This is a genomic window from Xylophilus sp. PBN-3R (genome assembly GCF_057747805.1).
Map to the genome: position 1 here is coordinate 996,740 of NZ_CM173225.1, position 20,495 is coordinate 1,017,234.

General features: G+C 68.0%; 18 protein-coding genes. 4 read left to right on the top strand and 14 right to left on the bottom strand.

What is annotated here, in order from left to right; genetic code table 11:
• Nucleotides 1-2: 2 nt before the first annotated feature.
• The 6 genes from AC3ANW_RS04565 to AC3ANW_RS04590 all read right to left on the bottom strand — a co-directional run bounded on the left by AC3ANW_RS04565 (nucleotide 3) and on the right by AC3ANW_RS04590 (nucleotide 7,603).
• Entirely contained in the window at nucleotides 3-1,772 is a 1,770-nt protein-coding gene (locus AC3ANW_RS04565) for an acyl-CoA dehydrogenase (RefSeq protein ID WP_488344019.1), read from the bottom strand.
• Complete coding sequence (locus tag AC3ANW_RS04570; protein WP_488344020.1) at nucleotides 1,769-3,001, bottom strand: MFS transporter; 1,233 nt, start codon at nucleotides 2,999-3,001, stop codon at nucleotides 1,769-1,771. The genes AC3ANW_RS04565 and AC3ANW_RS04570 overlap by 4 nt, the downstream gene beginning before the upstream one ends.
• Nucleotides 2,985-4,244: a CaiB/BaiF CoA transferase family protein gene (locus AC3ANW_RS04575; RefSeq protein ID WP_488344021.1), complete on the bottom strand. Its 1,260-nt coding sequence runs from the start codon at nucleotides 4,242-4,244 to the stop codon at nucleotides 2,985-2,987. The genes AC3ANW_RS04570 and AC3ANW_RS04575 overlap by 17 nt, the downstream gene beginning before the upstream one ends.
• A 12-nt stretch (nucleotides 4,245-4,256) precedes the next feature.
• Nucleotides 4,257-5,756: an MmgE/PrpD family protein gene (locus AC3ANW_RS04580; protein WP_488344022.1), complete on the bottom strand. Its 1,500-nt coding sequence runs from the start codon at nucleotides 5,754-5,756 to the stop codon at nucleotides 4,257-4,259.
• A 14-nt stretch (nucleotides 5,757-5,770) separates the two neighbouring features.
• Entirely contained in the window at nucleotides 5,771-6,775 is a 1,005-nt protein-coding gene (locus AC3ANW_RS04585; RefSeq protein ID WP_488344023.1) for a Bug family tripartite tricarboxylate transporter substrate binding protein, read from the bottom strand.
• 72 nt (nucleotides 6,776-6,847) lie between these two features.
• Nucleotides 6,848-7,603, bottom strand: a complete 756-nt coding sequence (locus AC3ANW_RS04590; protein WP_488344024.1) for a GntR family transcriptional regulator — start codon at nucleotides 7,601-7,603, stop codon at nucleotides 6,848-6,850.
• Between the two features lie 94 nt (nucleotides 7,604-7,697).
• Between AC3ANW_RS04590 and AC3ANW_RS04595 the strand changes: the two genes are divergently transcribed.
• The 3 genes from AC3ANW_RS04595 to AC3ANW_RS04605 are packed head-to-tail and all read left to right on the top strand — an operon-like array spanning nucleotide 7,698 to nucleotide 10,268.
• On the top strand, nucleotides 7,698-8,546 hold the full coding sequence (locus tag AC3ANW_RS04595) for an HpcH/HpaI aldolase/citrate lyase family protein (protein ID WP_488344025.1): 849 nt from the start codon (nucleotides 7,698-7,700) through the stop codon (nucleotides 8,544-8,546).
• A gap of 29 nt (nucleotides 8,547-8,575) precedes the next feature.
• The gene (locus tag AC3ANW_RS04600) at nucleotides 8,576-9,094 is read left to right on the top strand and encodes a MaoC family dehydratase (protein WP_488344026.1); all 519 of its coding nucleotides are present in this window, start codon (nucleotides 8,576-8,578) and stop codon (nucleotides 9,092-9,094) included.
• A gap of 1 nt (nucleotide 9,095) precedes the next feature.
• Complete coding sequence (locus tag AC3ANW_RS04605) at nucleotides 9,096-10,268, top strand: acyl-CoA dehydrogenase family protein (RefSeq protein WP_488344027.1); 1,173 nt, start codon at nucleotides 9,096-9,098, stop codon at nucleotides 10,266-10,268.
• Between the two features lie 118 nt (nucleotides 10,269-10,386).
• Here the strand turns inward: AC3ANW_RS04605 and kce are convergent, their stop codons facing one another.
• The 7 genes from kce to AC3ANW_RS04640 are packed head-to-tail and all read right to left on the bottom strand — an operon-like array spanning nucleotide 10,387 to nucleotide 17,140.
• Entirely contained in the window at nucleotides 10,387-11,334 is a 948-nt protein-coding gene (gene kce, locus AC3ANW_RS04610; protein ID WP_488344028.1) for a 3,5-dioxohexanoate:acetyl-CoA acetone transferase, read from the bottom strand.
• A 35-nt stretch (nucleotides 11,335-11,369) separates the two neighbouring features.
• A complete protein-coding gene (locus tag AC3ANW_RS04615) occupies nucleotides 11,370-12,089 on the bottom strand; it encodes an ABC transporter ATP-binding protein (RefSeq protein ID WP_488344029.1) in 720 nt (239 codons plus the stop codon).
• Nucleotides 12,086-12,841: an ABC transporter ATP-binding protein gene (locus AC3ANW_RS04620; protein WP_488344030.1), complete on the bottom strand. Its 756-nt coding sequence runs from the start codon at nucleotides 12,839-12,841 to the stop codon at nucleotides 12,086-12,088. The genes AC3ANW_RS04615 and AC3ANW_RS04620 overlap by 4 nt, the downstream gene beginning before the upstream one ends.
• Nucleotides 12,838-14,115, bottom strand: a complete 1,278-nt coding sequence (locus AC3ANW_RS04625) for a branched-chain amino acid ABC transporter permease (RefSeq protein WP_488345354.1) — start codon at nucleotides 14,113-14,115, stop codon at nucleotides 12,838-12,840. The genes AC3ANW_RS04620 and AC3ANW_RS04625 overlap by 4 nt, the downstream gene beginning before the upstream one ends.
• Before the next feature lie 5 nt (nucleotides 14,116-14,120).
• The gene (locus AC3ANW_RS04630) at nucleotides 14,121-15,062 is read right to left on the bottom strand and encodes a branched-chain amino acid ABC transporter permease (RefSeq protein WP_488344031.1); all 942 of its coding nucleotides are present in this window, start codon (nucleotides 15,060-15,062) and stop codon (nucleotides 14,121-14,123) included.
• A gap of 19 nt (nucleotides 15,063-15,081) precedes the next feature.
• Nucleotides 15,082-16,329, bottom strand: coding sequence for a branched-chain amino acid ABC transporter substrate-binding protein (locus AC3ANW_RS04635; RefSeq protein ID WP_488344032.1), 1,248 nt, complete (start codon nucleotides 16,327-16,329; stop codon nucleotides 15,082-15,084).
• 22 nt (nucleotides 16,330-16,351) lie between these two features.
• The gene (locus AC3ANW_RS04640; protein WP_488344033.1) at nucleotides 16,352-17,140 is read right to left on the bottom strand and encodes an SDR family oxidoreductase; all 789 of its coding nucleotides are present in this window, start codon (nucleotides 17,138-17,140) and stop codon (nucleotides 16,352-16,354) included.
• Nucleotides 17,141-17,332: 192 nt separating this feature from the next.
• Between AC3ANW_RS04640 and AC3ANW_RS04645 the strand changes: the two genes are divergently transcribed.
• Entirely contained in the window at nucleotides 17,333-19,309 is a 1,977-nt protein-coding gene (locus AC3ANW_RS04645) for a helix-turn-helix domain-containing protein (RefSeq protein ID WP_488344034.1), read from the top strand.
• Between the two features lie 55 nt (nucleotides 19,310-19,364).
• Here the strand turns inward: AC3ANW_RS04645 and AC3ANW_RS04650 are convergent, their stop codons facing one another.
• The gene (locus tag AC3ANW_RS04650) at nucleotides 19,365-20,477 is read right to left on the bottom strand and encodes a catalase family protein (protein WP_488344035.1); all 1,113 of its coding nucleotides are present in this window, start codon (nucleotides 20,475-20,477) and stop codon (nucleotides 19,365-19,367) included.
• Nucleotides 20,478-20,495: the final 18 nt, after the last annotated feature.

Sequence of the window (20,495 nt, forward strand, 5' to 3'; positions counted from 1 at the left end):
CCTCAGACGAGCACATCCGGGCGAACGCTGTCGGCGCCCTCCAGGATGGCCAGGGACCAGGCGCTGCAGCGCGGCAGGATGTGAGCGGCGTAGAACAGCGCGGTGTCCGACCGGGCCTGCATGAAGGCCGTCTCCTCGCCGCGCGCCAGTGCCGCCTGCGCGGCCAGCAGCCCGCGCGCCAGTTGCCAGCCGGCGACGGTGCAGCCCGCCAGCATCAGGTAGGGGACGGCGCCGGCATACACCGCGCCGGGGTCGGACTTGCCGTTTTGCAGCACGAAGCCGACGACTTCCGCCAGCGCTTCCCGGGCGCGCTTCAGTCCGCGCAGCATGGCGGTGCAGGGCCCGCCGGCAGCGGCCAGTTCGTCCTCGGTGGCGGCGATGGCGTCCAGCACGCGGCGCGCCACCGCGCCTCCGTCGCGCAGGGTCTTGCGACCCACGAGGTCATTGGCCTGGATGGCGGTGGTGCCTTCATAGATGGTGAGGATGCGGGCGTCGCGGAAGTGCTGCGCTGCGCCGGTCTCTTCGATGAAGCCCATGCCGCCGTGCACCTGCACCCCCAGCGATGCGACCTCGTTGCCGGACTCGGTGCAGAAGCCCTTGACCAGCGGCACCAGGAACTCGTGCAGCGCCTGGGCCTGCGAGTCGCCTTGGCGGGCCGCACGATCGGCCGCGGCGGCAGCGCAGACGGCAATGGCCCTGCCGCCTTCGGTCAGCGCGCGCATCGTCATCAGCATGCGGCGCACGTCCGGGTGGTGGACGATGGGCACGGCGCCCGCCTGCGTTGCATCCACCGGGCGTCCCTGGACTCGCTCCCGGGCGAAGGCCAGGGCCTGTTGGGTGGCCCGCTCGCCGATGGCGATGCCCTGGATGCCGACCGCGAAACGGGCCGCGTTCATCATGATGAACATGGTCTCCAGGCCGCGCCGCTCTTCGCCGACCAGCCAGCCGACCGCCCCGCCGTCGTCGCCGAATTGCAGCACGGCGGTCGGCGACGCGTGGATGCCCAGCTTGTGCTCCAGGCTGACGCAGCGCACGTCGTTGCGGGCGCCGACGGCACCGTCAGCAGTCGGCAGGAATTTCGGCACCAGGAACAGGCTGATGCCCTTCACGCCCTCGGGCGCGCCGGGCGTGCGGGCCAACACCAGGTGGACGATGTTGGCGGCCATGTCGTGGTCGCCGTAGGTGATGTAGATCTTGGTGCCGAAGATGCGATAGCTGCCGTCGGCCCGGGGCTCGGCCCGGGTCCGGACCTGCGACAGGTCGCTGCCGGCCTGCGGCTCGGTCAGGTTCATGGTGCCGGTCCAGCGGCCGGCGATGAGCGCGGGCAGGTAGGCCTCGCGCTGCTCTTCGTTGCCGGCCACCAGCAACGCCTCGATGGCGCCGTCCGACAGCATCGGGCACAGGGCGAAGCTCAGGCTGGCGCCGTGGAACATCTCGGCGCAGGCGGCGGCCAGCGTGCGTGGCAGCCCCTGGCCGCCGTAGGCCTCCGGGTGCTGCAGCCCCTGCCAGCCCCCGTCGGCGAAGGCGCTGTAGGCGGCGGCGAAACCCGGCGAGGCGGTGACCCGGCCGTCGGTGCAGGCGGCGGGCTTCAGGTCGCCGGACCGGTTCAGCGGGGCGATGACCCCTTCGCTGAAGCGCGCGCATTCCTCCAATACGGCGCGGGCGGTGTCGAGATCGACATCCTCGCCGCCGGGTGCGGCGGCCAGGGCATCGGGGCCGGCGATATGTTCGATCGCGAAAAGCATGTCGCGCACGGGCGCGTGGTAAGTCATGGTGTGTGTCCTTGGATGAGTGCTTCCGGCGCGGGGCGCAGCAGCCAGGCGCCTGCGGCCAGGGGTATCGCCAGCAGGCCGAAAGACAGGCCGATGGAGTCGGTGAGCGTGGCCACGGCGCCGAACAGCGGCGGCGCCATGACCACGCCCAGATAGGTGAAGAACAGGCTGCCGCCGGTGGCCATGGCGGCTTGCGGCCGTGGCACGGCGCGCGCCACCATCGCCAGGTAGACGCCGTTCCAGCCGATGGCGGTAGCGCCGAACGCGGTCATCAGCGCCATCACCAGCCACTGCGGCGCACCCGGCTTCAGGAGGGCCACGGCCACGCCGCAGGCCAGCGTGGCCACGCACAGCAGCTGCAGCATGCGGCGCGCGCCGTCGTTCAGCAGGTCGGCCACCATGCCCCAGGCGATGCGTCCGACCATGCCGGCGGTCTGGGCCACCGTCAGGCCGACGCCCGCCGCCACCAGCGTCCAGCCGAGGTCGTGGTGCAGGAAGGCGACCGCGTAGGTGCCCAGGCTCAGTTGGGCGCCCGAAAGCGCGATGGTGCACAGGGCGATGCGACGCAGCAGCGGGTCGGCCAGCACGAAGCGGATCGGCACCAGCACGCCGGCCAGCGTGGGCAGCGGCGCGTCGGCCTGGCGAAAGGCATCGACCTGCCGGCGCAGCAGCGCCGCCAGCAGGATGCCCAGCAGGCACAGCAGCCCGATCTGCCCCAGCGCCCAGCCCGGCCCGGCCAGGCCCAGCACGCCAGGCACGGTCATGCCGGTGATGGCGCCGCCCAGCGGCACGCCGGTCTGCTTGAGTGAGAAGACCAGCGCGAAACGGTGCGGCGGCGTGGTGCGGGCCAGCATTTCCGAGCTGGCCGGCGTGACCGGCCCGTAGCCCAGGCCGAGCAATGCGGCACCGGTGACGGCGGCCCATGCGTGGGGCTGGGCGACCACCGCCAGGCCGAACGCGCACAGCGCCAGCGCGATCTGGCTGGTGCGGATGGGCCCCAGCCGCCGCACCATGGGCACGGCCCACTGGCTCGACAGCATGGCTGCGGCATAGACGATGGCGATGAAGATGCCGACCGCCGACGGCCCCACGCGCTGCGCCACCGGCAGGCCGCTGGCGGCGACCGCCGGCGCCACGATGGCGGCCGAGGCGGCGGCCTGCACCAGCAGGGTGATAGGCAGCGTCGCCCGCTCGACGAAGCGGGTCGGTTGTTCAGGCGTTGGCTGCATCTTCCAGCGCGGCGGTTTCGGCTTCGGGAGCGCGATCCGCGATCACGCCCAGGCTGCGCAGGCGGGCGATGGCCGTGTCGTCCAGGCCGGCTTCACGCAGCAACACGTCGTTGTCGGCGCCCATGCGCGGTGCGGCGCGCATCGGCAGCGTCATGCCCGGCACGCGGATGGGGTTGGCGACCATGCGCGCGGCCTTCCCGTCGCCGTAGGCGTAGTCGAGAACGCCGGAGCGTTCGTGCACGAAAGGGTTGTCCAGCGCCTGCGCCACGTCGAACACCGGCGACACCGGCACCGAACCCGCGAGGCGCTCGATCCAGGTAGCGGTGGGCGCCTGCATGAGCGCGTCGTCCAGCAGTTGGGTGACCCTGGCGCGGTTTTTCAGGCGTACCTTGAAGTTCTCCAGTTCCGGGTCGGTGATCCATTCCGGATGCCCCAGGGCCCGCGCCAGGATGGGCCAGAACTTCTCCTTGTTGCACATGATGAAGAGCCAGCCGTCCTGCGTGCGGTAGAGCTGGCTGGGCACCAGGCTCGGGTGGCCGCTGCGCTCGGTCCGGCCGGTGACGGTGCCGCCGTTGAGGTACCAGGTGCCGGGGTAGTTGAGGTTGTGCAGGGCCACGTCGAAAAGCGAGGTGTCCATGTCCAGGCCGAGACCGGTCTGGCGGGCGCGCGTCACGCCGGCCAGCAGCGCGAAGGCGGCGGCCAGGCCGGTCATCAGGTCGACGATGGACAGGCCGTAGCGGGTCGGCGGGCCGTCGGGTTCGCCGGTCAGGGTCATGTGGCCGGCTTCGGCCTGCATCAGGTAGTCGTAGCCCGGCCAGGCGGTGCGCGAGCCTTCGCGGCCGTAGGCCGAGAGATGGGTGCAGACCAGCTTGGGATTGACGTCCTTCAGCGCGGCGTAGGTCAGGCCCAGGCGGGCCGGCAAGTCGCCGCGCAGGTTGTCCAGCACCGCGTCCGCGCCGGCCGCCAGCGCCCGGAATGCGGCCATGCCCTCGGGGTGCTTCAGGTCCAGCGTCACGCTGCGCTTGTTGCGGTTGAAGGTCTGGAAGAAGTGGCTGTCCTGCTCGCCGAAGAAATGCGGACCGACACCCCGGCCGACGTCGCCGCCGTCCTTGTGGTTCTCGATCTTGATGACTTCTGCGCCGAGGTCGGCCAGGTAGGAGGTGCCGAAGGGGCCGGCGCCGTATTGCTCGACGGCCAGCACGCGCAGGCCGGCCAGCGGAAGGGTTTGGGAAGGCGTGGACATCGGGTGGTTCCTTCAGGCGTGTTGTGCTGCGGCGGGGCTGCTGCTGCGTTGGGTGGGCTCGGTGGCCAGCAGCGTTTCCAGGCTCGCGACGGACGCGATGCGGTCCAGCGCCAGGATCTGCTCGCAGACGGCTTCGGCATGTGCACGGGGGAAATGCAGGGTGGCGTTGTCGAAGAACTTCTCGCGGATTTCCGCATTGCTTAAGGGCCGTTCGGCATGGCCGCGGTTGACCGCTTCGCGGTGCACGCGGCGGCTGCCGTCCTGCATCAGCAGGCGCACCTCGCCGCTGTAATGGCGCGGGAAGGTGGAAGCCGGGTCTTCGACGTAGTCGATCCGGTCCATCAGCGCGCGGGCCTGCGGGTCGCCGAAAGCCTGCGGCTCCAGTTCCCTCAGCCCCAGCTTTCCGCGCAGGAGCCCGCTGGCGACCGCGTAGGGCAGGCTGAACTTGGCGTCGTAGTCGCTGGCCGGGCGGCGCTTTCCGGAGATCGGCTCGCACACCGCCTGCACCACGCCCGCCGGCACCGCCACTTCCACCGACTGCACCTGCGACAGGTCGAGTCCGGCCCGGTGCAGGGCGATGGCCGCGTCGGCGCTGGCATGCACGAAGTGGCACATCGGAAAGGGCTTGATCGCGATGTTCTCCAGCTCCCAGGTGGTGGCGCGGCCATCAGCGCCGATGCCGGCGGTGCCCAGCGCCAGGTCGATCACCGCCTGTCGACTCTTGTCGAGGTAGCTGTTGTACAGGCCGTATCGGCCGGTGTAGGGCGCCTTCGGGGCGGGAATGCCTTGCTGCGCGTAGGTGGCGGCGGCAATGCCGCCCTGCGAAGCCCAGCCGGGGTGGATGCGTTTGGTCCAGCTGCCGTCTTCGATGAACTGCAGGCTGCCGCTGGCCAGCGACAGGGCGATGCCCTGTGCGTCGACCAGCCGGTCGGCATCCAGCCCCATCAGGCGGCCCACGGCGAGGGCACTGGAAAAGGTGCCGACGACGGCGGTCGGATGGAAACCCTGCCCGTGGAAGCCGCTCTTCACCACGCTGGCGATGCGTGCGCCGGATTCGACTCCGCAGATGTACGCGGCCAGGAAGTCGGCGCCGCTGTCGCCGCGCGCGGCGGCCATGCCGAGCAGCGCAGGCAGAACCCCCACGGTGAGGTGGATGACACCTGCCATGTGGGTGTCGTCGTAGTCCAGGCCGTGGGTCAGCACGCCGTTCAGCTGCACCGCGTCGCGCAGCGGCAGGCGGCGGCCGAAGCCGATGGCCGCCGAGGTGCAGGCGGCCGGCACGTCGGCTCCGGGCATGGCGCGCGCCGCTTTCTCGAACTTCAGGGCGAAGTCTTCATGGCGCGCTGCCAGGGCGCAGCCGATGGTGTCCAGGATGAGGTGGCGGGCACGTTCGGCGACCTCGGCCGGCACTTCGGAGAGGCGCAGGCGGTGGGTGAAACCCGCCAGCGTGGCAGCGATGTGGTCCGGGGTTTCGGTGGTTTCGGTGGTTTCGGGGGTGTCCGGATGGCTCATGGGTGATGTCTCCTTCAGTCGGCCTTGGCGCCGGAATCCTTGACCGCCTTGGTCCATTTGGTGATTTCGGTCTTGACGAATGCGCCCAGCTCGGGCGGCGTCATGACGAGCGGCTCGACGCCCTGTGCGGTGAAGGAGTCGCGCACCTCCTTGCTGGCCAGGACGCGGTTCATCTCGGTATTGAGCTTGGCGACGATGGCGGGCGGAGTGCCGGCCGGCGCCATGATGGCGATCCAGGGCACGCCGCTGAAGCCGGGGTAGCCCAGCTCGGCGATGGTCGGCAGTTCGGGCGCCGCAGCGACCCGGGCCGGGCTGCTGACGGCGAGTGCCCGCATGCGGCCCTGCTTCACGAAGGGCAGGGTGGCGACGGTGGTCTCGAACATCATCTGCACCCGGCCGCCGATGAGGTCGGTCAGGGCCGGGGGGCCGCCCTTGTACGGAATGTGGTTGACCTCGATGCCGGCTGTCGAGCGGAACATCTCCATCACCAGGTGGTTGGTCACGCCGACGCCGCCGGAGGCGTAGTTCAACTTGCCTGGCTGCGACTTCGCCAGGGCGACCAGTTCCTTGACGTCCTTGGCGGGGAGGTCGTTGGTCACCACCAGCACCTCCGGCACGATCGCGATACCGCCGACCGGCACGAAGTCCTTTACCGGGTCATAGGGCAGCTTGGTGTAGAGGCCGGGGTTCACCGCCAGCGGGCCCGAAGAGGTCAGCAGCAGGGTGTAGCCGTCGGGCGGTGCGCCGGCCGCCTGCTGCGTGGCGATGATGCCGGCGGCACCCGGCTTGTTGTCCACGTAGAACTGCTCCTTGAGCGACTCCTGCAGCTTGACGGCAATGATGCGTCCCAGCGTGTCGGTGGCCTGGCCGGGCGGAAAGCCGGTCAGGATGCGCACCGGCTTGTTGGGGTAGTCGGGACCTTGCGCCAGGGCCGGCAGGGCCGCGAGGGCCGCCAGCCCCATCGCGGTGGTGGCGAGTACGGGAACGCAGCGCCGTAGCGCGCATGAAATCAGCCGCATGGTGTCTCCTTATTTGTATGGACAAATATAAGGAGCCGATGGCCCGGCTGTCAATCGTGGTTTGTCGGAGCGCTACTTCTTGAGATGCATCCGGTAGCTGAAGCGGTCGCTCGGATGCACGTTGTCCGCCACCTCCAGCAACCTGTCGTCGCGGTCGAAATAGCGCCGCAGGATGCGCAGGGCCGGCGCTCCCGCCGGGCATCCGAGGTTGCCGGCGTCTTCGGCGCTCAGCACGGTGCCGCTCAGTTCCTGTTCGACCCGCTGGATGCCGACGCCGTACTTGCGTTCGATCACGTCGTACACGGCGGTATGGCGTTCGCGCAGCAGCGCGCCGATGCCTTCCAGCGACGGGTTCAGGAAAAGCCGGGTGATGCAGATGGGACGACCGCGGCCGGCCTCGTCGGACGCCGTGCGGATGCCGAGCGCGAAAGTCCATTCCTCCTCGGCGGAGACGCCGAATTCCCGGGCCTGGTCACGACCCAGCGCAACCTTGCCGATATAGACGAAACGCAGTTCGGTATCGAGCGCGTACTGCAGCAGATCGGGCAGTGAATTGGCATCCTGGGCATAACGCGTGGTGTCGGGCTTGGCGATGACGACCGTGCCGACCCGCTGGCGCCGTGTGACCAGCCCGGCGTCGAGCAGCGTCCGGATCGCTTCGCGGGCGGTGAAACGGCTGATGTCGAACTGGGCGCACAGCTCTGCTTCGGTCGGCAGGCGCGCACCGATGGGGTAGCTGTCGTCCTGGATGCCGGCTCGCAGCTGGCGGGCGATCTGCGCGTAACGCGGCAGGCCGCTTTCGGTGGGGAGGGTGGTCGGTTCGCTCACCCGCGGATCATCGCACTGACGGTGAACCGTATTGACAATTGGCCGGTCGAAGCCTTAATGTACGGACAAATAGAACCGAGAGACAAGGCAATTCATGTCCCCGAATCCATCGCTTCGCATGGCGCCGCCGCGCTCCATGCTCTTCGTTTCCGGCGAAAAGCCGGAGCGTTTCGACAAGGCCGTGGCCGCCGGTGCCGACCTGGTCTGCATCGACCTCGAAGACGCGGTCGCGCCCGGCCGCAAGGCGGCGGCCCGCGCCGATGCGCTGGCCTGGATCTCGGCGCGAAAGGACGACACGCCGGTGGCCCTTCGCATCAACGCCGTGCGCACGCTCGAGGGTCTGCAGGACTTGTTGGCCCTGGCCTCGGCGTCCGCCATGCCCCGCTGGCTGCTGTTGCCCAAGGTGGAGGCCGCCGCCGAGTTGCCCTGCGTATCGTCGTGGCTCGGCGAGCGTTGCCCGGCGCTGGTCGCGCTGCTAGAGACGCCGGGCGCCATCGAGGACGTCCGTGAAATCGCCCGCGCGAGTGGCGCGCTGCGCGCCCTGATGCTGGGCGGGGCCGACCTTTCGGCCGAACTCGGCGCCGAGTTCGGCTGGGACGGCCTGCTGCATGCGCGCGGCGCTCTCGTCAATGCGGCCCGCGCCGCAGGCCTGCAGGCCTGGGACGTGCCGCACATCGGCCTGCAGGACCTGCCCGGCCTGGACGCCGAGACCCGCCGGGTGCTGGCCCTCGGCTTCGACTGCAAGACCGCCATCCATCCGAGCCAGATCGCCACCATTCACCAGGCTTTCATGCCGCCCGCCGAACAGGTCGAGTGGGCGACGGCGCTGCTGGCCGGTGTCGGCGCGTCGCCTGCCGGCGCCTATCTTTTCCGGGGCGCCATGGTCGATGCGCCCGTGTTGCGCAAGGCACGCGGAATCGCCGCCCGTGCCGGCGCCCTTTGAATCCAAACCCTTTCACAGGAGACATAAAAATGGTTCAGGTCATCAAGGAAATCGGCAAGCAACGCTATCGCGAGAGCTTCGGCCGCCATTACGAGGAATTCGCCGTCGGCGACGTGTACGAGCACCGGCCCGGCCGCACCATCACCGAGACCGACAACACCTGGTTCACCCTGCTGACGATGAACACCCATCCGATGCACTTCGACGCCGAATACGCCAAGGCCAGCGAATTCGGCCGGTGCATCGTCTGCAGTCCCTTCACCGTGGCGTTGATGGTCGGCATGAGCGTCACCGATGTCAGCCAGAAGGCGATCGCCAACCTCGGCTGGAGCGACATCAAGCTGACCTTCCCGCTGTACGCCGGCGACACCCTCTATGCCACCTCGGAAGTGCTGGACAAGCGCGAGTCTTCCTCGCGGCCGGGCGCCGGCATCGTCACCGTGCGCACCGTGGGCACCAACCAGGACGACAAGGTGGTCTGCACCTTCAGCCGGACCATGCTGATCGCCCGCCAGGGCCATAGCGTCGAAGACAAGGTGGGGTACTGAAATGAACGACATCGCACACCAGAACGTTGCGGATACCGACGACCAGCTGGCCTTTGTCGATGCGGTGGAAGCCTGGACCGAAAAGGAGCTGCGCCCGGTCGCCCGCAAGTTCGACCAGGCCGACGAGTACCCGCACGAGATCGTCGAGCAGATGAAGGAACTCGGCCTGTTCGGCGCCACCATCGGCGAGGAATACGGCGGGCTCGGCCTTTCGGCCTGGACCTATGCGCAGATCGTCGTCAAAGTGGCTTCGGTGTGGATGGCTCCGTCGGGCATCTTCAATTCGCACCTCATCATGGCCGCCGCCATCGAGCGCTCCGGCACCGAGGAACAGAAACGCAAATACCTGCCCATCATGGCCACCGGCGAGTTCCGCGGCAGCATCGGCCTGACCGAGCCCAACGCCGGCTCGGACCTGCAGGCCATCCGCACCGTGGCAAGGCTGGACGGCGACGATTACGTGGTGAACGGCAACAAGACCTGGATCACCAACAGCATGTACGGCCACGGCACGCTGCTGCTGGTCAAGACCGATCCGGCGGCCCAGCCGCGCCACAAGGGCATCAGCCTGCTGATCGCCGAGAAGGGCCCGGGTTTCAATGTCGTCGGCAAGCTCAAGAAGATGGGCTACCGGTCCATCGACACCTGCGAGTTGAACTTCGAAGACTTCCGGGTGCCGCGCGACCGCCTGCTGGGGGGCGTCGAAGGGCAGGGCTTCTACCAGACGGCCGGCGGCCTGGAACTGGGGCGGATCAATGTCGCCGCGCGCGGTGCCGGCATCGCCGAAGGCGCATTGAAGCTCTCGCTGCGTTATGCGCAGGAGCGCAGCGCCTTCGGCAAACCCATCTGCGAACACCAGGCGGTGCAGTTGAAGCTGGCCGACATGGCGACGCAGGTGGAAGGCGCCAAGCGGCTCATCGAGCAGGCTGCGCGCAAGTACGACGCCGGCACCCGCTGCGACCTGGAGGCGGCCATGGCCAAGCTCGCGGGCTCGGAAGCCGGCGCCTTCTGCGCGCAGGAGGCCATGCGCATCTTCGGCGGCTACAGCTACTCGGTGGAGTACGAGATCGAGCGTTACTACCGCGACGCCATGCTGATGTGCATCGGCGAGGGAACCAACGAAATCCTCCGCACCGTGATCGCCAGGCAGCTGGTGGACCGGTACCGCATCTGAGCCAGGTATCCGGCAAAGGCCAAGCCGCTTTCGGAGAACGAGGCCTTTCCCGCTTCCCCCCGTGTTGCCGGCAGTGTTGCGGGTTTAGACGATGCCGGGTCAGGCCGGGGGGCCGGCTTCATGCCGGCGCAGACGCTCCGCTGCGCCCTTTCAGCCCCAGCATCTCGCGAGCTTCGTCCGGTGTCGCAATCTCGAGCGAGAGTTCACCGAGGATGCGGCGTATCTTGCGGACCTGGTCTGCGCACGAGCGGGCCAGCTCGCCCTTGCCCAGATACAGGCTGTCTTCGAGCCCGACCCGCACGTTGCCGCCCATCACCGCGCCCATGGTCAGCAGCGGCATCTGGTGCCGGCCGGCGCCGAGCACCGAGAAGCGGTAACCGTCGCGGCCGAACAGCCGGTCGGCTGTGCTGCGCATGGTCACCAGGTTTTCCGGATCGGCACCGATGCCGCCCAGGATGCCGAAGATCGACTGGATGAACAGCGGACCCTCGATCAGCCCTTCGTCGACGAAATGCGCCAGCGTGTAGAGATGGCCGACGTCGTAGCACTCGAACTCGAACCGTGTGCCACAGCCGTCCCCCAGGGTCTGCAGGATGTGCTTGATGTCCTTGAAGGTGTTGCGGAAGATCAGGTCTTCCATGCCCTCGATATAGGGCTGCTCCCAGGGGTGCCGCCATTCGCTGATGCGGCGCGCGGCCGGGTGGATCGAGAAGTTCATCGACCCCATGTTCAGCGAACACATCTCCGGCTGAAGCTGCAGCGGGTAGGCCAGCCGCTGTTCCAGTGTCATGCGGGTGCTGCCGCCGGTGGTGATGTTGATCACCGCGTCGGTCGCCGCCTGGATGCGCGGCACGAACTGGTCGAATACCGCCGGATCGTAGGTGGGGCTGCCATCCTGCGGATTGCGCGCATGCAGGTGCAGGATGGCCGCGCCGGCCTCGGCCGCGGCGATGGACTGCTCGGCGATCTGCTCGGGCGTGATCGGCAGCCAGGGCGACATGGTGGGCGTGTGCACCGAACCGGTGACCGCGCACGAGATGATGACTTTGTCTTGTTTCTTGGCCATGGGAATGTTCTCAGGAGGAAAGATTGCCGGCTCGCTCAGACGGCGAGCCAGTCGGACAGCAGCTGCGGGTCGGCCATCAGTTGCTGGGGCGAACCCTCGAAGACGATGCGGCCGTGGCCCATCACGCAGACACGGGTGGACACCTTCAGGGCGATGGCCAGCTTCTGTTCCACCAGCACCACAGACACACCCCTGGCGTGCATGTCGCGGATGCATTCGCCCACCTGCACCACGATCTTCGGCGCGAGGCCCTCGGTGGGTTCGTCGATCAGCATCACCAGCGGATTGCCCAGCAACGAACGGCACATCGTCAGCATCTGCTGCTCGCCGCCCGACAGGTTGCCGGCGCTGGTGTTGCGGCGTTCCTTCAGGCGCGGGAAATAGTCGAACATGTGTTCGACGGTCCACTGCACGGCGCCGGGCTGGGCAGGTTGTTCGCCCATGCGCAGGTTCTCGTCCACCGTGAGGTTGGCGAACACCTCGCGCTCTTCCGGCACGTAGGCGATGCCGGCGCGGCAGATGGCGTAGGGCCGGGCACCGGCCAGCGGGCGGCCCTGGAGCGCCACCTCGCCGGCGGTGGGCGGCACCAGTCCCATGATGGATTTCATGGTGGTCGAGCGGCCCGAGCCGTTGCGCCCCAGCAGGCTGATCACCTCGCGGGAGCCGACCTCGAAACTCACCCCGTGCAGGATGTGGCTCTTGCCGTAATGCGCATGCAGGTCGCGCACGGCGAGCAGGGCTGGGCTTGCGTTCATGCGGCGGCCTCCTCGCCCAGGTAGGCTTCCTTGACGGCGGCATCGGCCCGGATCTCGGCTGGCGTGCCGGTGGCGATGGGCTGGCCGTAGACCAGCACCGTCACCCGGTCGCTCAGCGAGAACACCACCTCCATGTCGTGCTCGACGATCAGCAGCGCCCGGCCGCGGGTCACCTCGCGGATGAGCTGCGCCGTATAGGCGGTCTCCTCGTGGTTCATGCCGGCCATGGGTTCGTCCAGCAGGATCAGCTTGGGGTCCGATGCCAGCGTCATGGCGATCTCCAGCGAACGTTGCTCGGCATAGGCCATTTCGCCGGCGATGGTGAAAGCGCGTTTTTCCAGGCGCACCAGCGCCAGCAGGCGTTCGGTCTGGCGGCGTGTCTCGGCGTCGCCGTCGATGAACTTCCAGAAGGTGTAGGCCAGCCCGCGCGGTCGCATCACCGCCAGCCGCAGGTTCTCGTACACGGTGAGCCTGGGGAAGATGTTGGTGATCTGGAACGAGCGCGACAGGCCAAGATGGTTGATGGCCTGGGGTGTCTTGCCGGTGATGTCGCGGTCTTCGAACCGGATGGTGCCGGCGGTGGCCGACAGGTTTCCGGATATCAGGTGGAACAGCGTCGACTTGCCGGCGCCGTTGGGGCCGATGACCGCATGGCGCTCGTCGGCGAGGATGTCCAGGTCGACGCCGCGGATGATTTCGGTCGGGCCGAAGGACTTGCGCAAGCCGCGCAGGCTGAGGATGGCTTCGCTCATGCGGGGCTCCGTCGGGCGGGGGTGGTACACGCCGCTGGTCGTTCTTCACGGGTTTCCAGGCCGCGCATCCGCGCACCGGCCCGCCAGCCCAGCAGCCCTCCGACGACCAGCAGCGCAGCCGGCAGCAACCAGGTGCCCGCGGCCTGGGGCGACCACGGCCGGCCGAGCAGGGTGACCGGCGGCCAGGCGACGGCGCCGGGCAGCGCGGCCATGGCGCGGTAGTCCTGCGAGAAGACCCGCTGCAGAAGTTCGACCACGAAGACCCCGCCGGCGCTCAGCAGCAGGGCCGCGCCCAGCGACAGCAGCACCAGCGGCAGCAGCGCGGCCAGGCCGAAGCGCCGCCGCAGCGGGCCCAGCAGTCCGAAAAGGCCGGCCAGTCCGGTGGGCATGAACATCATCACCAGCACGAAGAGCGTGCCCTGGTAGAGCAGCCAGGACTGGGTCAGGTCGGAGATGGCGTAGCCGAAGAAGGTCATCAAGGCCGCGCCGAGCGCCGGCCCGAGGAACACCTTCACCCCGCCGATGTAGGTGTTGAGCACCACGGCGGCGGACAGGGCAGGGTCGAACACCGCGTAGTTGGCGGACTCGTTGTTCATCACCTGCAGGCCGCCTGCGACCCCCGAGAACATGGCGGAGACGGCGAACACGATCACGCTCAGCCGGTGGGTGTCGTAGCCCAGGAAACGCAGGCGATGCGCGTTCTCGCGCAGGCCCAGCGTCAGCCGGCCCAGCGGCGTGCGGGTGAACAGGAACAGCAGGGCCAGCGACATCAGCACCCAGGCCAGCGTCAGGTAGTACACCTGGTTGGTGCTGCCGAAGTCCAGTCCCCACGCCGGCATGCGGGTGGACGACACGCCGGCCTCGCCGCCGAAAACGTCCTTGAGATGGGGCGCCAGCGAATGCACCAGCTCGGCGATGGCCAGCGTGATCATCGCGAAGTAGGTGCCCGAGCGTTTGGTGGCGAAATAGCCGGCCAGGGTGCCGAAGCACAGGCCGCCCGCGGCGCCGGCCAGCGGCAGCAGCGGTGTCGGCAGCAGGCCGGTGCCGCCCAGCGCGTTCATGGCATGGACCGTGGCGAACGCGCCCACGCCGAAGTAGGCGGCATGGCCGAAGGACAGCATGCCGCCCTGGCCGCACAGCAGGTTGTAGGCGCAGGCGAACAGCGCGGCGATCAGCATCTGGATGGCCGCATTCACCAGGCCCTGGGACAGCAGCCAGGGCAGGGCGACCAGCAGCGCCACGCCGGCGACGAGAAGGGAAAGATGGCGTCTCATGCGGTTCATGCTTTCTCGCCTAGCAGGCCGTTGGGCCGCAACAGCAGCACCAGCAGCATCAGGGCGAAGGGAAGGGTGGCCGACAGGCTCGAAACCTTCAGCGTCAGGAGGCCGCCGACACCTTCGGCCCAGGCGCGGCCGCCGAAGGGTGCCAGCAGGTCGGCAAAACTCGCGTCGATCGACACCGCCAGCGAAGTGAGCACGCCGATCAGCAGCGATGCCAGCATGGCGCCGCCGAGCGAGCCCAGGCCGCCGACCACCACCACCACGAACACCATCACCCCGAGCTCCAGCGCCATGTTGGGGTTGGTGGTGTAGAAGGCGCCCGCCACCGCACCGGCCAGGCCGGCCATCGCCGCCCCCACGCCGAAGACACCCATGAAAACCAGCGGCACGTTGTGGCCCAGCGCCTCGACCATGCGCGGCCGGTAGATGGCCGAACGCACCACGATGCCCACCCGCGTGCGGGTGAGCAGCAGGTAGATGGCGACAAACATCGCGATGGCCACCACGCCCATCAGGATGCGGTAGGCCGGATAGCTCGCACCGCCGAGCGTGAAGGCAGAGAAGTCGAGCGCCTTGGGCACCCGATAGTTGACCGGGAAATTGCCGTAGAACAGCTTGACCAGCTCCGCGATGATGAAAGACAGCCCGAAGGTCAGCAGCAGCTCGTGCGCATGGCCGTGGTGGTGCACCCGGCGCAGGAAGAAACGTTCGACCACCATACCCACCAGCCCCACCGCCAGCGGCGACAGCAACACCGCCAAGCCGAAACCGACGATGCCCTGCAGCGTGTACGCGAAGTACGCGCCCAGCATGTAGAACGAGGCATGCGCAAAATTCAGCACGCCCATCATCCCGAAGATGAGCGTGAGCCCAGCGGACACCATGAACAGCAGCAAGCCATAGATGGTGCCGTTCAACAGCGAGATCAGGAACTGGTCCATGGCCGGCTCGCGATCTGCTTCAGGACGGGCGCTGCATGCGGCACGAAGCCTGCGCCGGTGCGGCGGCTTCGTCGGCGGTGAACAGGCGTGCCGGCTTGAAACCCATGTCGGTGCCGTCGACCTTGAACCTCGCATCCTTGGTGACCGAAGACACGACGATGGGCAGCAGCGCCTGGTGGTCGGCCGCACGCATGCTCAGCTCGCCCATCGGCGTCTTGATGCGGGTGGCTTCCAGCGCGGTGGCAAAGGCCTTGACGTTGAGCGCGCCGTTCTCGGGTTTGACGCGTTTCAGGGCGTCGCCCACCATCGCCAGGCCGAAGGCGGTATGCGCCTCGACGAACACCGGCACATGCCCGGTCCTGGCGCGGTAGTCGGCCACGAACTCCTCGCCCGCGGCACCGCCGGCCTCGGCGTTGAAGGTCTGAGCGACATAGTGGCCCACCGCCAGGTCGCCGGCGTTGGCCAGGTTGCCCGGCTGGTCGAGGTATACCGTGCCGAAGCGGGTGGTGAGCCCGGCGGCCTTGGCTGCCTTCATGAGCAGCAGCAGGTCGTTGGACCAGTTGCCGGTCAGCACCGAGTCGGCCTTCGATGCGCTGATCTTGGCGACGTAGGGCGCAAAGTCCTGGATCTTGTTGACGTCGTGCAGCGTCTTTTCCACCACTTGATAGCCGCCGAGCGAAGCGTCCTCGACGATGGCCTTTTCCATGTCCTGGCCCCAGGAATAGTTCTGGTTGATGGAATACACACGCGTGCCCAGCACGTTGGCCTGTTTCATCGCCACCACCAGCGTCTTGGTGCGCACCTGCGAATTGGCGGCAAAACGGAAGTGATAGAACTGGCACTTGTCGCCGGTGAGCTCCTGGGCTTCCGCGCCCATGTTGAAGAACACCAGTTCCTTGCCCGGGTTGCGCACGTTGTGCTTGCGGATGTCGTCGGTGATCTGGCCGGCGATGGCCGACGACGCTCCCTGGACCACCATCTGCACGCCGTCGGCGATGGCCGCCTTGAGCTTGTCGGCCGCGCCGGTCGGACCGCCCTGGTTGTCGTACTCCACCAGTTGCAGCGGCTCGCCGTTCCAGCCGCCGGCGGCGTTGATCTTCTCGACGCCATAACGCGCCGCGTTGCGGTAGATGAGGCCGGTGGCAGCCTGCGGGCCGGACAACGATTCGATCACCGCGATCTTGATGGGCGCGGCCGAGGCTGCGGTGGCCGCCAGGCAGGCGGCGAGGGCGATGACACGGGTGGGGCAGGATGGGATGGTCTTCATGGTTTCGTCTCGTTCGTTGTGCTTACAGGTATTCCATGTTTCCGTCGACGCTGATCGCCTGCCCGGTGATGTTGCGTGCCGCCGGCGCGCTCAAAAACAGCGCCATCGCGGCGACGTCTTCGGCGTCGACCATGCGGCGCAGGGAGATCTTGCGAAGGTAGGTCGCGCGCATCTCGTCTTCTCCGACGCCGGCCACCGCGGCGCGGGCCGCGATCACGCCGCGCATGCGTTCGCCTTCCACGGTGCCCGGCAGGATCGCGTTGACCCGGATGCCGCGCGGCCCCAGTTCGATGGCCAGCGATTTCATCAGCCCGACGATGGCCCACTTGCTGGATGCGTAGGGCGTGCGCAACTCATAGCCGAGGCGGCCGGCGACCGAACTCATCGCCACGATGCCGGCGTTGCCCGACCCGGCCAGCAAGGGAACGGCGCGGCGCGCGAAGTAGTACTGGCTGTGCAGGTTGACCGCGATGGTCCTTTCCCAATCCGCCGCCTCCAGCGATTCGATAGGGCCGGTCGGGCCGGCGATGCCGGCGTTGTTGACCAGTACGTCCAGCCCGCCGAGCGTGCCGCGCAGGTCGTCGAACACCTTGTCGACGTCCTGTGAAACCGAGGCGTCCGCGGTGCTGGTGGTGATGCGGGGCGCGTCGGCGTTCAGGCGGTCGAGCGCCGCTCGGTCGATGTCGCAGACGTGAACATGGGCGCCGGCTTCGTAGAAGGCCCGGGCCACCGCTGCGCCGATGCCGCTGGCGCCTGCCGTGACCAGCACCCGGAGGCCGGGTGCCGGGCGAAGGGAATCGAGAATACCCATCGGGTGTCTTTCGTGTCTGGTGCCGTCCCTGGACCGGGACGACGGGGTGCACGCAGTATGTTTTTGACGCGGCCCGGATCCAATGTGCAGGGTGCACACCGGAAGCCGGATGGCGATGTGTGCCCCGCACGCCGTGTAAACCCTCGGCAGGGCTGGCTTACAGTGCCGCCAGACACGCAGTGGAGAGAAGAGATGAACGGCGACACCCGGGTGGAAACATTGCTCGCGGAACTGATCGGCCTGCTGAACACCGGCGCCCCGGCCGAGGAATTCTCCAGGCGGCTGTTGCAGGCAGAAAACCTGCCCGACCCGGCCCGGCGGTCCGGCGTGGTCGAACTGGTGCGCATGGCGATGGCGGTGCGCAACCGGCAGGAGGTGCAGCAGCAGCGCGAGCGCGGCATGCTCGCGGTCAGCGAATCGGCGCAGGACCTGTCGAGCCGCCTGGACCTCGACGGCCTGCTGCACGCCATCGTCGTGCGGGCGCGCAAACTGCTGGGCGCGCACCTGGCGTGGCTGTCGATCTACGACCCGGAGGTCGGCGAGTTCCGCGCCGTATCCACCGACGGGGCGCTGGTGCTGGGCACCGCCCGCATGACCGCCGCGCGCAGCCTGGGCGTGGCCGGCGTGGTGATGTCCACCCGCATGCCCTTCGTCACGCCCAACTACCTGCAGGACAACCGGTTCACCCACGATGCGTCGCTCGACGACACCTTTCGTGCCGAGGGCATCGCTGCGCTGGTCGGCGTGCCGCTGATCTGGGACGGGCAGGTGATCGGGCTGCTGTTCGTCGCCGACCGTTACCACCGCACGCACGACGCCCTGAATGTTTCCATCCTCAGCACCCTTGCCACCCACGGCGCGGTCGCCATCCGCAATGCCCGTGCCTTCGAGGACGCGACCGTGGCGCTACACAACGCCGAGGCCGCGCGGGCCCAGCTGGAACACCACACCCGCAACGTGCAGGCCGCGGCCGAAGCGCACGAACAGCTGACCTCGCTGCTGGCCCGCGGCGCGTCGCTTTCGGCCCTGTGCGAGCTGGTCGCACGGCTGCTCGGCGGCAGCGTGCTGATCGTGGACGAGGCCTCGCAGGTCATCAGCCGGGGCGCCGCGCCGGGATACACCGGGCCGGCTGCCGCCGCTTACGAGCCGTACGGCCCCCACAGCGACGCGATACGCCGTTCGCTCGGCGCCAGCCGCGTCAGCGGAAGGTCCGTCCTGGCTTTCGGATCGGCCGGCGAGACATGCCGCGTGGTCGCCGTGATCGGCGGCGACGATCTGCTCGGCGCCATCCTGCTCTACCGCGAAGGCGACCTGGACGAGCTGTCGGTCCGTACCCTGGAGCGCAGCGCCAGCGTGATCGGTGTGGTGCTGCTGTCGCAGGAACGGGTGGCCGCATCGCAGACGCGGGATGCCGCAGCCCTGCTGCGCAACGTGCTGTCGTTCCGCCAGGACGACACCATGACGCTGCGTGACCGGGCCGAGCGTTTCGGCATCCAGACCGGCCAGCCCATGTCGCTGCTCCTGATCGACCCGGGAGCGCTCGAGGCCGGCTACGTGACACGCCGGCTGCGGGATCGGTCGACCCTGGCGGACGCGGTGTTCGACGAGATGGACGGCTTCGTCGGGATCCTTTGCAACACCACGCGCGCCGACAGGGTGATCGCAGCGTTCGGCGCACTGGCCGGCCACGATTTCGACGGTCGTTATTGCGGGATCCAGTCCAGGCCGATCAAGGCGGTGGAAGAGTTGCCGGCGCTCTATCCGGTGTTGCGACGTGCGCTGGGTTTGCTGCGGCGAATGGGCGTGAGAGCGAAGTTCGTCGGCCAGAACGAGATGGCGCTGTATTCGGTGCTGTTCGAAACCCAGGACGCCGCCAGCCTCGATGCGTTCCTGGCTTCGACGATCGGTCCGCTGGTCTCGATCGATGAGAAAAAAGGGTCCGAACTCACCTCGACCCTGCTGTGTTATTTCGAACGGAACCAGAACGCCAGGGAAACGGCGTCAGCGCTGGGCATTCACGTGAACACCGTCCGCCAGCGCCTGGCTACCGCCGAAGGCATTCTCGGGGCCTGGCACAAGGCGGTCAGGGCGCAGGAGCTTTACATGGCGCTGCGCCTGTGGATGCTGAAAGGTCACGATGAACCCGGCTTCCGGCGCGACAACGACTGAGACCGCGGGTGCTTCGGGCGCCCGGCGGTATTGGCGCCGGGCCGCATCTGGCGGGTCAGTTCGGTAGGGGCGGCATCCCGGACGGCTCATGCATCGGGCAACCATTGGCAGCGCCTCGGAATGCCACGGATGAGGGATAGGCCTCCTTGCGCGCCCGCATCACGTTGCCGAGCGGTCGGTGCGCCTCGACGCCGTGCCAGGGGCTGAAAGCCAGGCCGTCGTCGACCAGTTTGGAGCGTTCCTCGCTCCAGCCGGTCTGGCTGCCAATACGCACACGTGCGATGGCCACGTAGGGGCTGAGTTCTTCCGGCCATTCGACCGACGCGTCCTCGATGGGCATCTTTTCGAGGTCGGTGTTGAGCTGCACGCGCAGTTCCCATTCGCCATCGTTACCAGCGAAGAAATCGTTGGCGGCGCGGCGCAGGCCGTCCCGGTCGTCGGCCAGTTCGTCGGGCAGGGGCTGGTCCTTCAGCGCCGTCAGTGCCGGCGACACCGGAGCCAGCGAAAGCTTGCCGATGTAGTCACCGAAACGCAGTGGCACCTGGGTAAAGAAGGTTTCGCCCAGCGGATGGGTCTGCCTGTGGCCGCCCATCGAGGTCAGTTTCGGGCTTTCGACGCCCACCGCGCCGAGCGCCTTCACCGTTCCACGCAGCAGGACCGACAGCGCGCGTTTGCCGCCTTCGGCCTTGTCGGTGGTGGATGCCAGCGCTTTCAGGCTGCGCAGGAAATGCTTGGCATCGGGTGCATTGAAGACCGGGCCGTCGACCATCAGGAAATCCTGCGTGGTGTCGGCTTCCGAGCCCGGCAGGCGTTCGCCTTCCACGCCCATGATCTTCAAGGACATGCCTCGCGGCAGCGAAACACGGTCGTCCAGTTCTTCGGCTGGCGGGGTGGAAAGACGGGCGATCAGGTCGTAGGTTCCGGGTGTGGCGAAGATGCCCTGCGCCAGCGTCGCAGGCAGGCCTGGCAGCACTTCCAGGGAGCCGCGCAGCAGACCGAAACTCTTGGCATGAACGCTGCGTAACGCATGGCCGGTGTCTTCCACCATGATCTTCTGCATCTTCAGCATGGTCTCTCGCAGTTCGGCGATGACTTCTGCCTCGTCGTCCTCGATGGTCTCGACCGACGGCGAATAGGGAACGGGTCGGGGTGTGGGGTTGGTGTTCATTTCTGGCTTCTCGTCGTT

Excerpts from the sequence above, each read along its gene's own strand:
- AC3ANW_RS04645 (WP_488344034.1), top strand. The coding sequence starts at position 17,333 with ATGAACGGCGACACCCGGGTGGAAACATTGCTCGCGGAACTGATCGGC.
- AC3ANW_RS04605 (WP_488344027.1), top strand. The coding sequence starts at position 9,096 with ATGAACGACATCGCACACCAGAACGTTGCGGATACCGACGACCAGCTG.
- AC3ANW_RS04630 (WP_488344031.1), bottom strand. The coding sequence starts at position 15,062 with ATGGACCAGTTCCTGATCTCGCTGTTGAACGGCACCATCTATGGCTTG.
- AC3ANW_RS04625 (WP_488345354.1), bottom strand. The coding sequence starts at position 14,115 with ATGAGACGCCATCTTTCCCTTCTCGTCGCCGGCGTGGCGCTGCTGGTC.
- AC3ANW_RS04600 (WP_488344026.1), top strand. The coding sequence starts at position 8,576 with ATGGTTCAGGTCATCAAGGAAATCGGCAAGCAACGCTATCGCGAGAGC.
- kce (WP_488344028.1), bottom strand. The coding sequence starts at position 11,334 with ATGGCCAAGAAACAAGACAAAGTCATCATCTCGTGCGCGGTCACCGGT.
- AC3ANW_RS04650 (WP_488344035.1), bottom strand. The coding sequence starts at position 20,477 with ATGAACACCAACCCCACACCCCGACCCGTTCCCTATTCGCCGTCGGTC.
- AC3ANW_RS04565 (WP_488344019.1), bottom strand. The coding sequence starts at position 1,772 with ATGACTTACCACGCGCCCGTGCGCGACATGCTTTTCGCGATCGAACAT.
- AC3ANW_RS04575 (WP_488344021.1), bottom strand. The coding sequence starts at position 4,244 with ATGTCCACGCCTTCCCAAACCCTTCCGCTGGCCGGCCTGCGCGTGCTG.
- AC3ANW_RS04615 (WP_488344029.1), bottom strand. The coding sequence starts at position 12,089 with ATGAACGCAAGCCCAGCCCTGCTCGCCGTGCGCGACCTGCATGCGCAT.
- AC3ANW_RS04580 (WP_488344022.1), bottom strand. The coding sequence starts at position 5,756 with ATGAGCCATCCGGACACCCCCGAAACCACCGAAACCACCGAAACCCCG.
- AC3ANW_RS04570 (WP_488344020.1), bottom strand. The coding sequence starts at position 3,001 with ATGCAGCCAACGCCTGAACAACCGACCCGCTTCGTCGAGCGGGCGACG.
- AC3ANW_RS04635 (WP_488344032.1), bottom strand. The coding sequence starts at position 16,329 with ATGAAGACCATCCCATCCTGCCCCACCCGTGTCATCGCCCTCGCCGCC.
- AC3ANW_RS04585 (WP_488344023.1), bottom strand. The coding sequence starts at position 6,775 with ATGCGGCTGATTTCATGCGCGCTACGGCGCTGCGTTCCCGTACTCGCC.
- AC3ANW_RS04640 (WP_488344033.1), bottom strand. The coding sequence starts at position 17,140 with ATGGGTATTCTCGATTCCCTTCGCCCGGCACCCGGCCTCCGGGTGCTG.
- AC3ANW_RS04620 (WP_488344030.1), bottom strand. The coding sequence starts at position 12,841 with ATGAGCGAAGCCATCCTCAGCCTGCGCGGCTTGCGCAAGTCCTTCGGC.
- AC3ANW_RS04595 (WP_488344025.1), top strand. The coding sequence starts at position 7,698 with ATGTCCCCGAATCCATCGCTTCGCATGGCGCCGCCGCGCTCCATGCTC.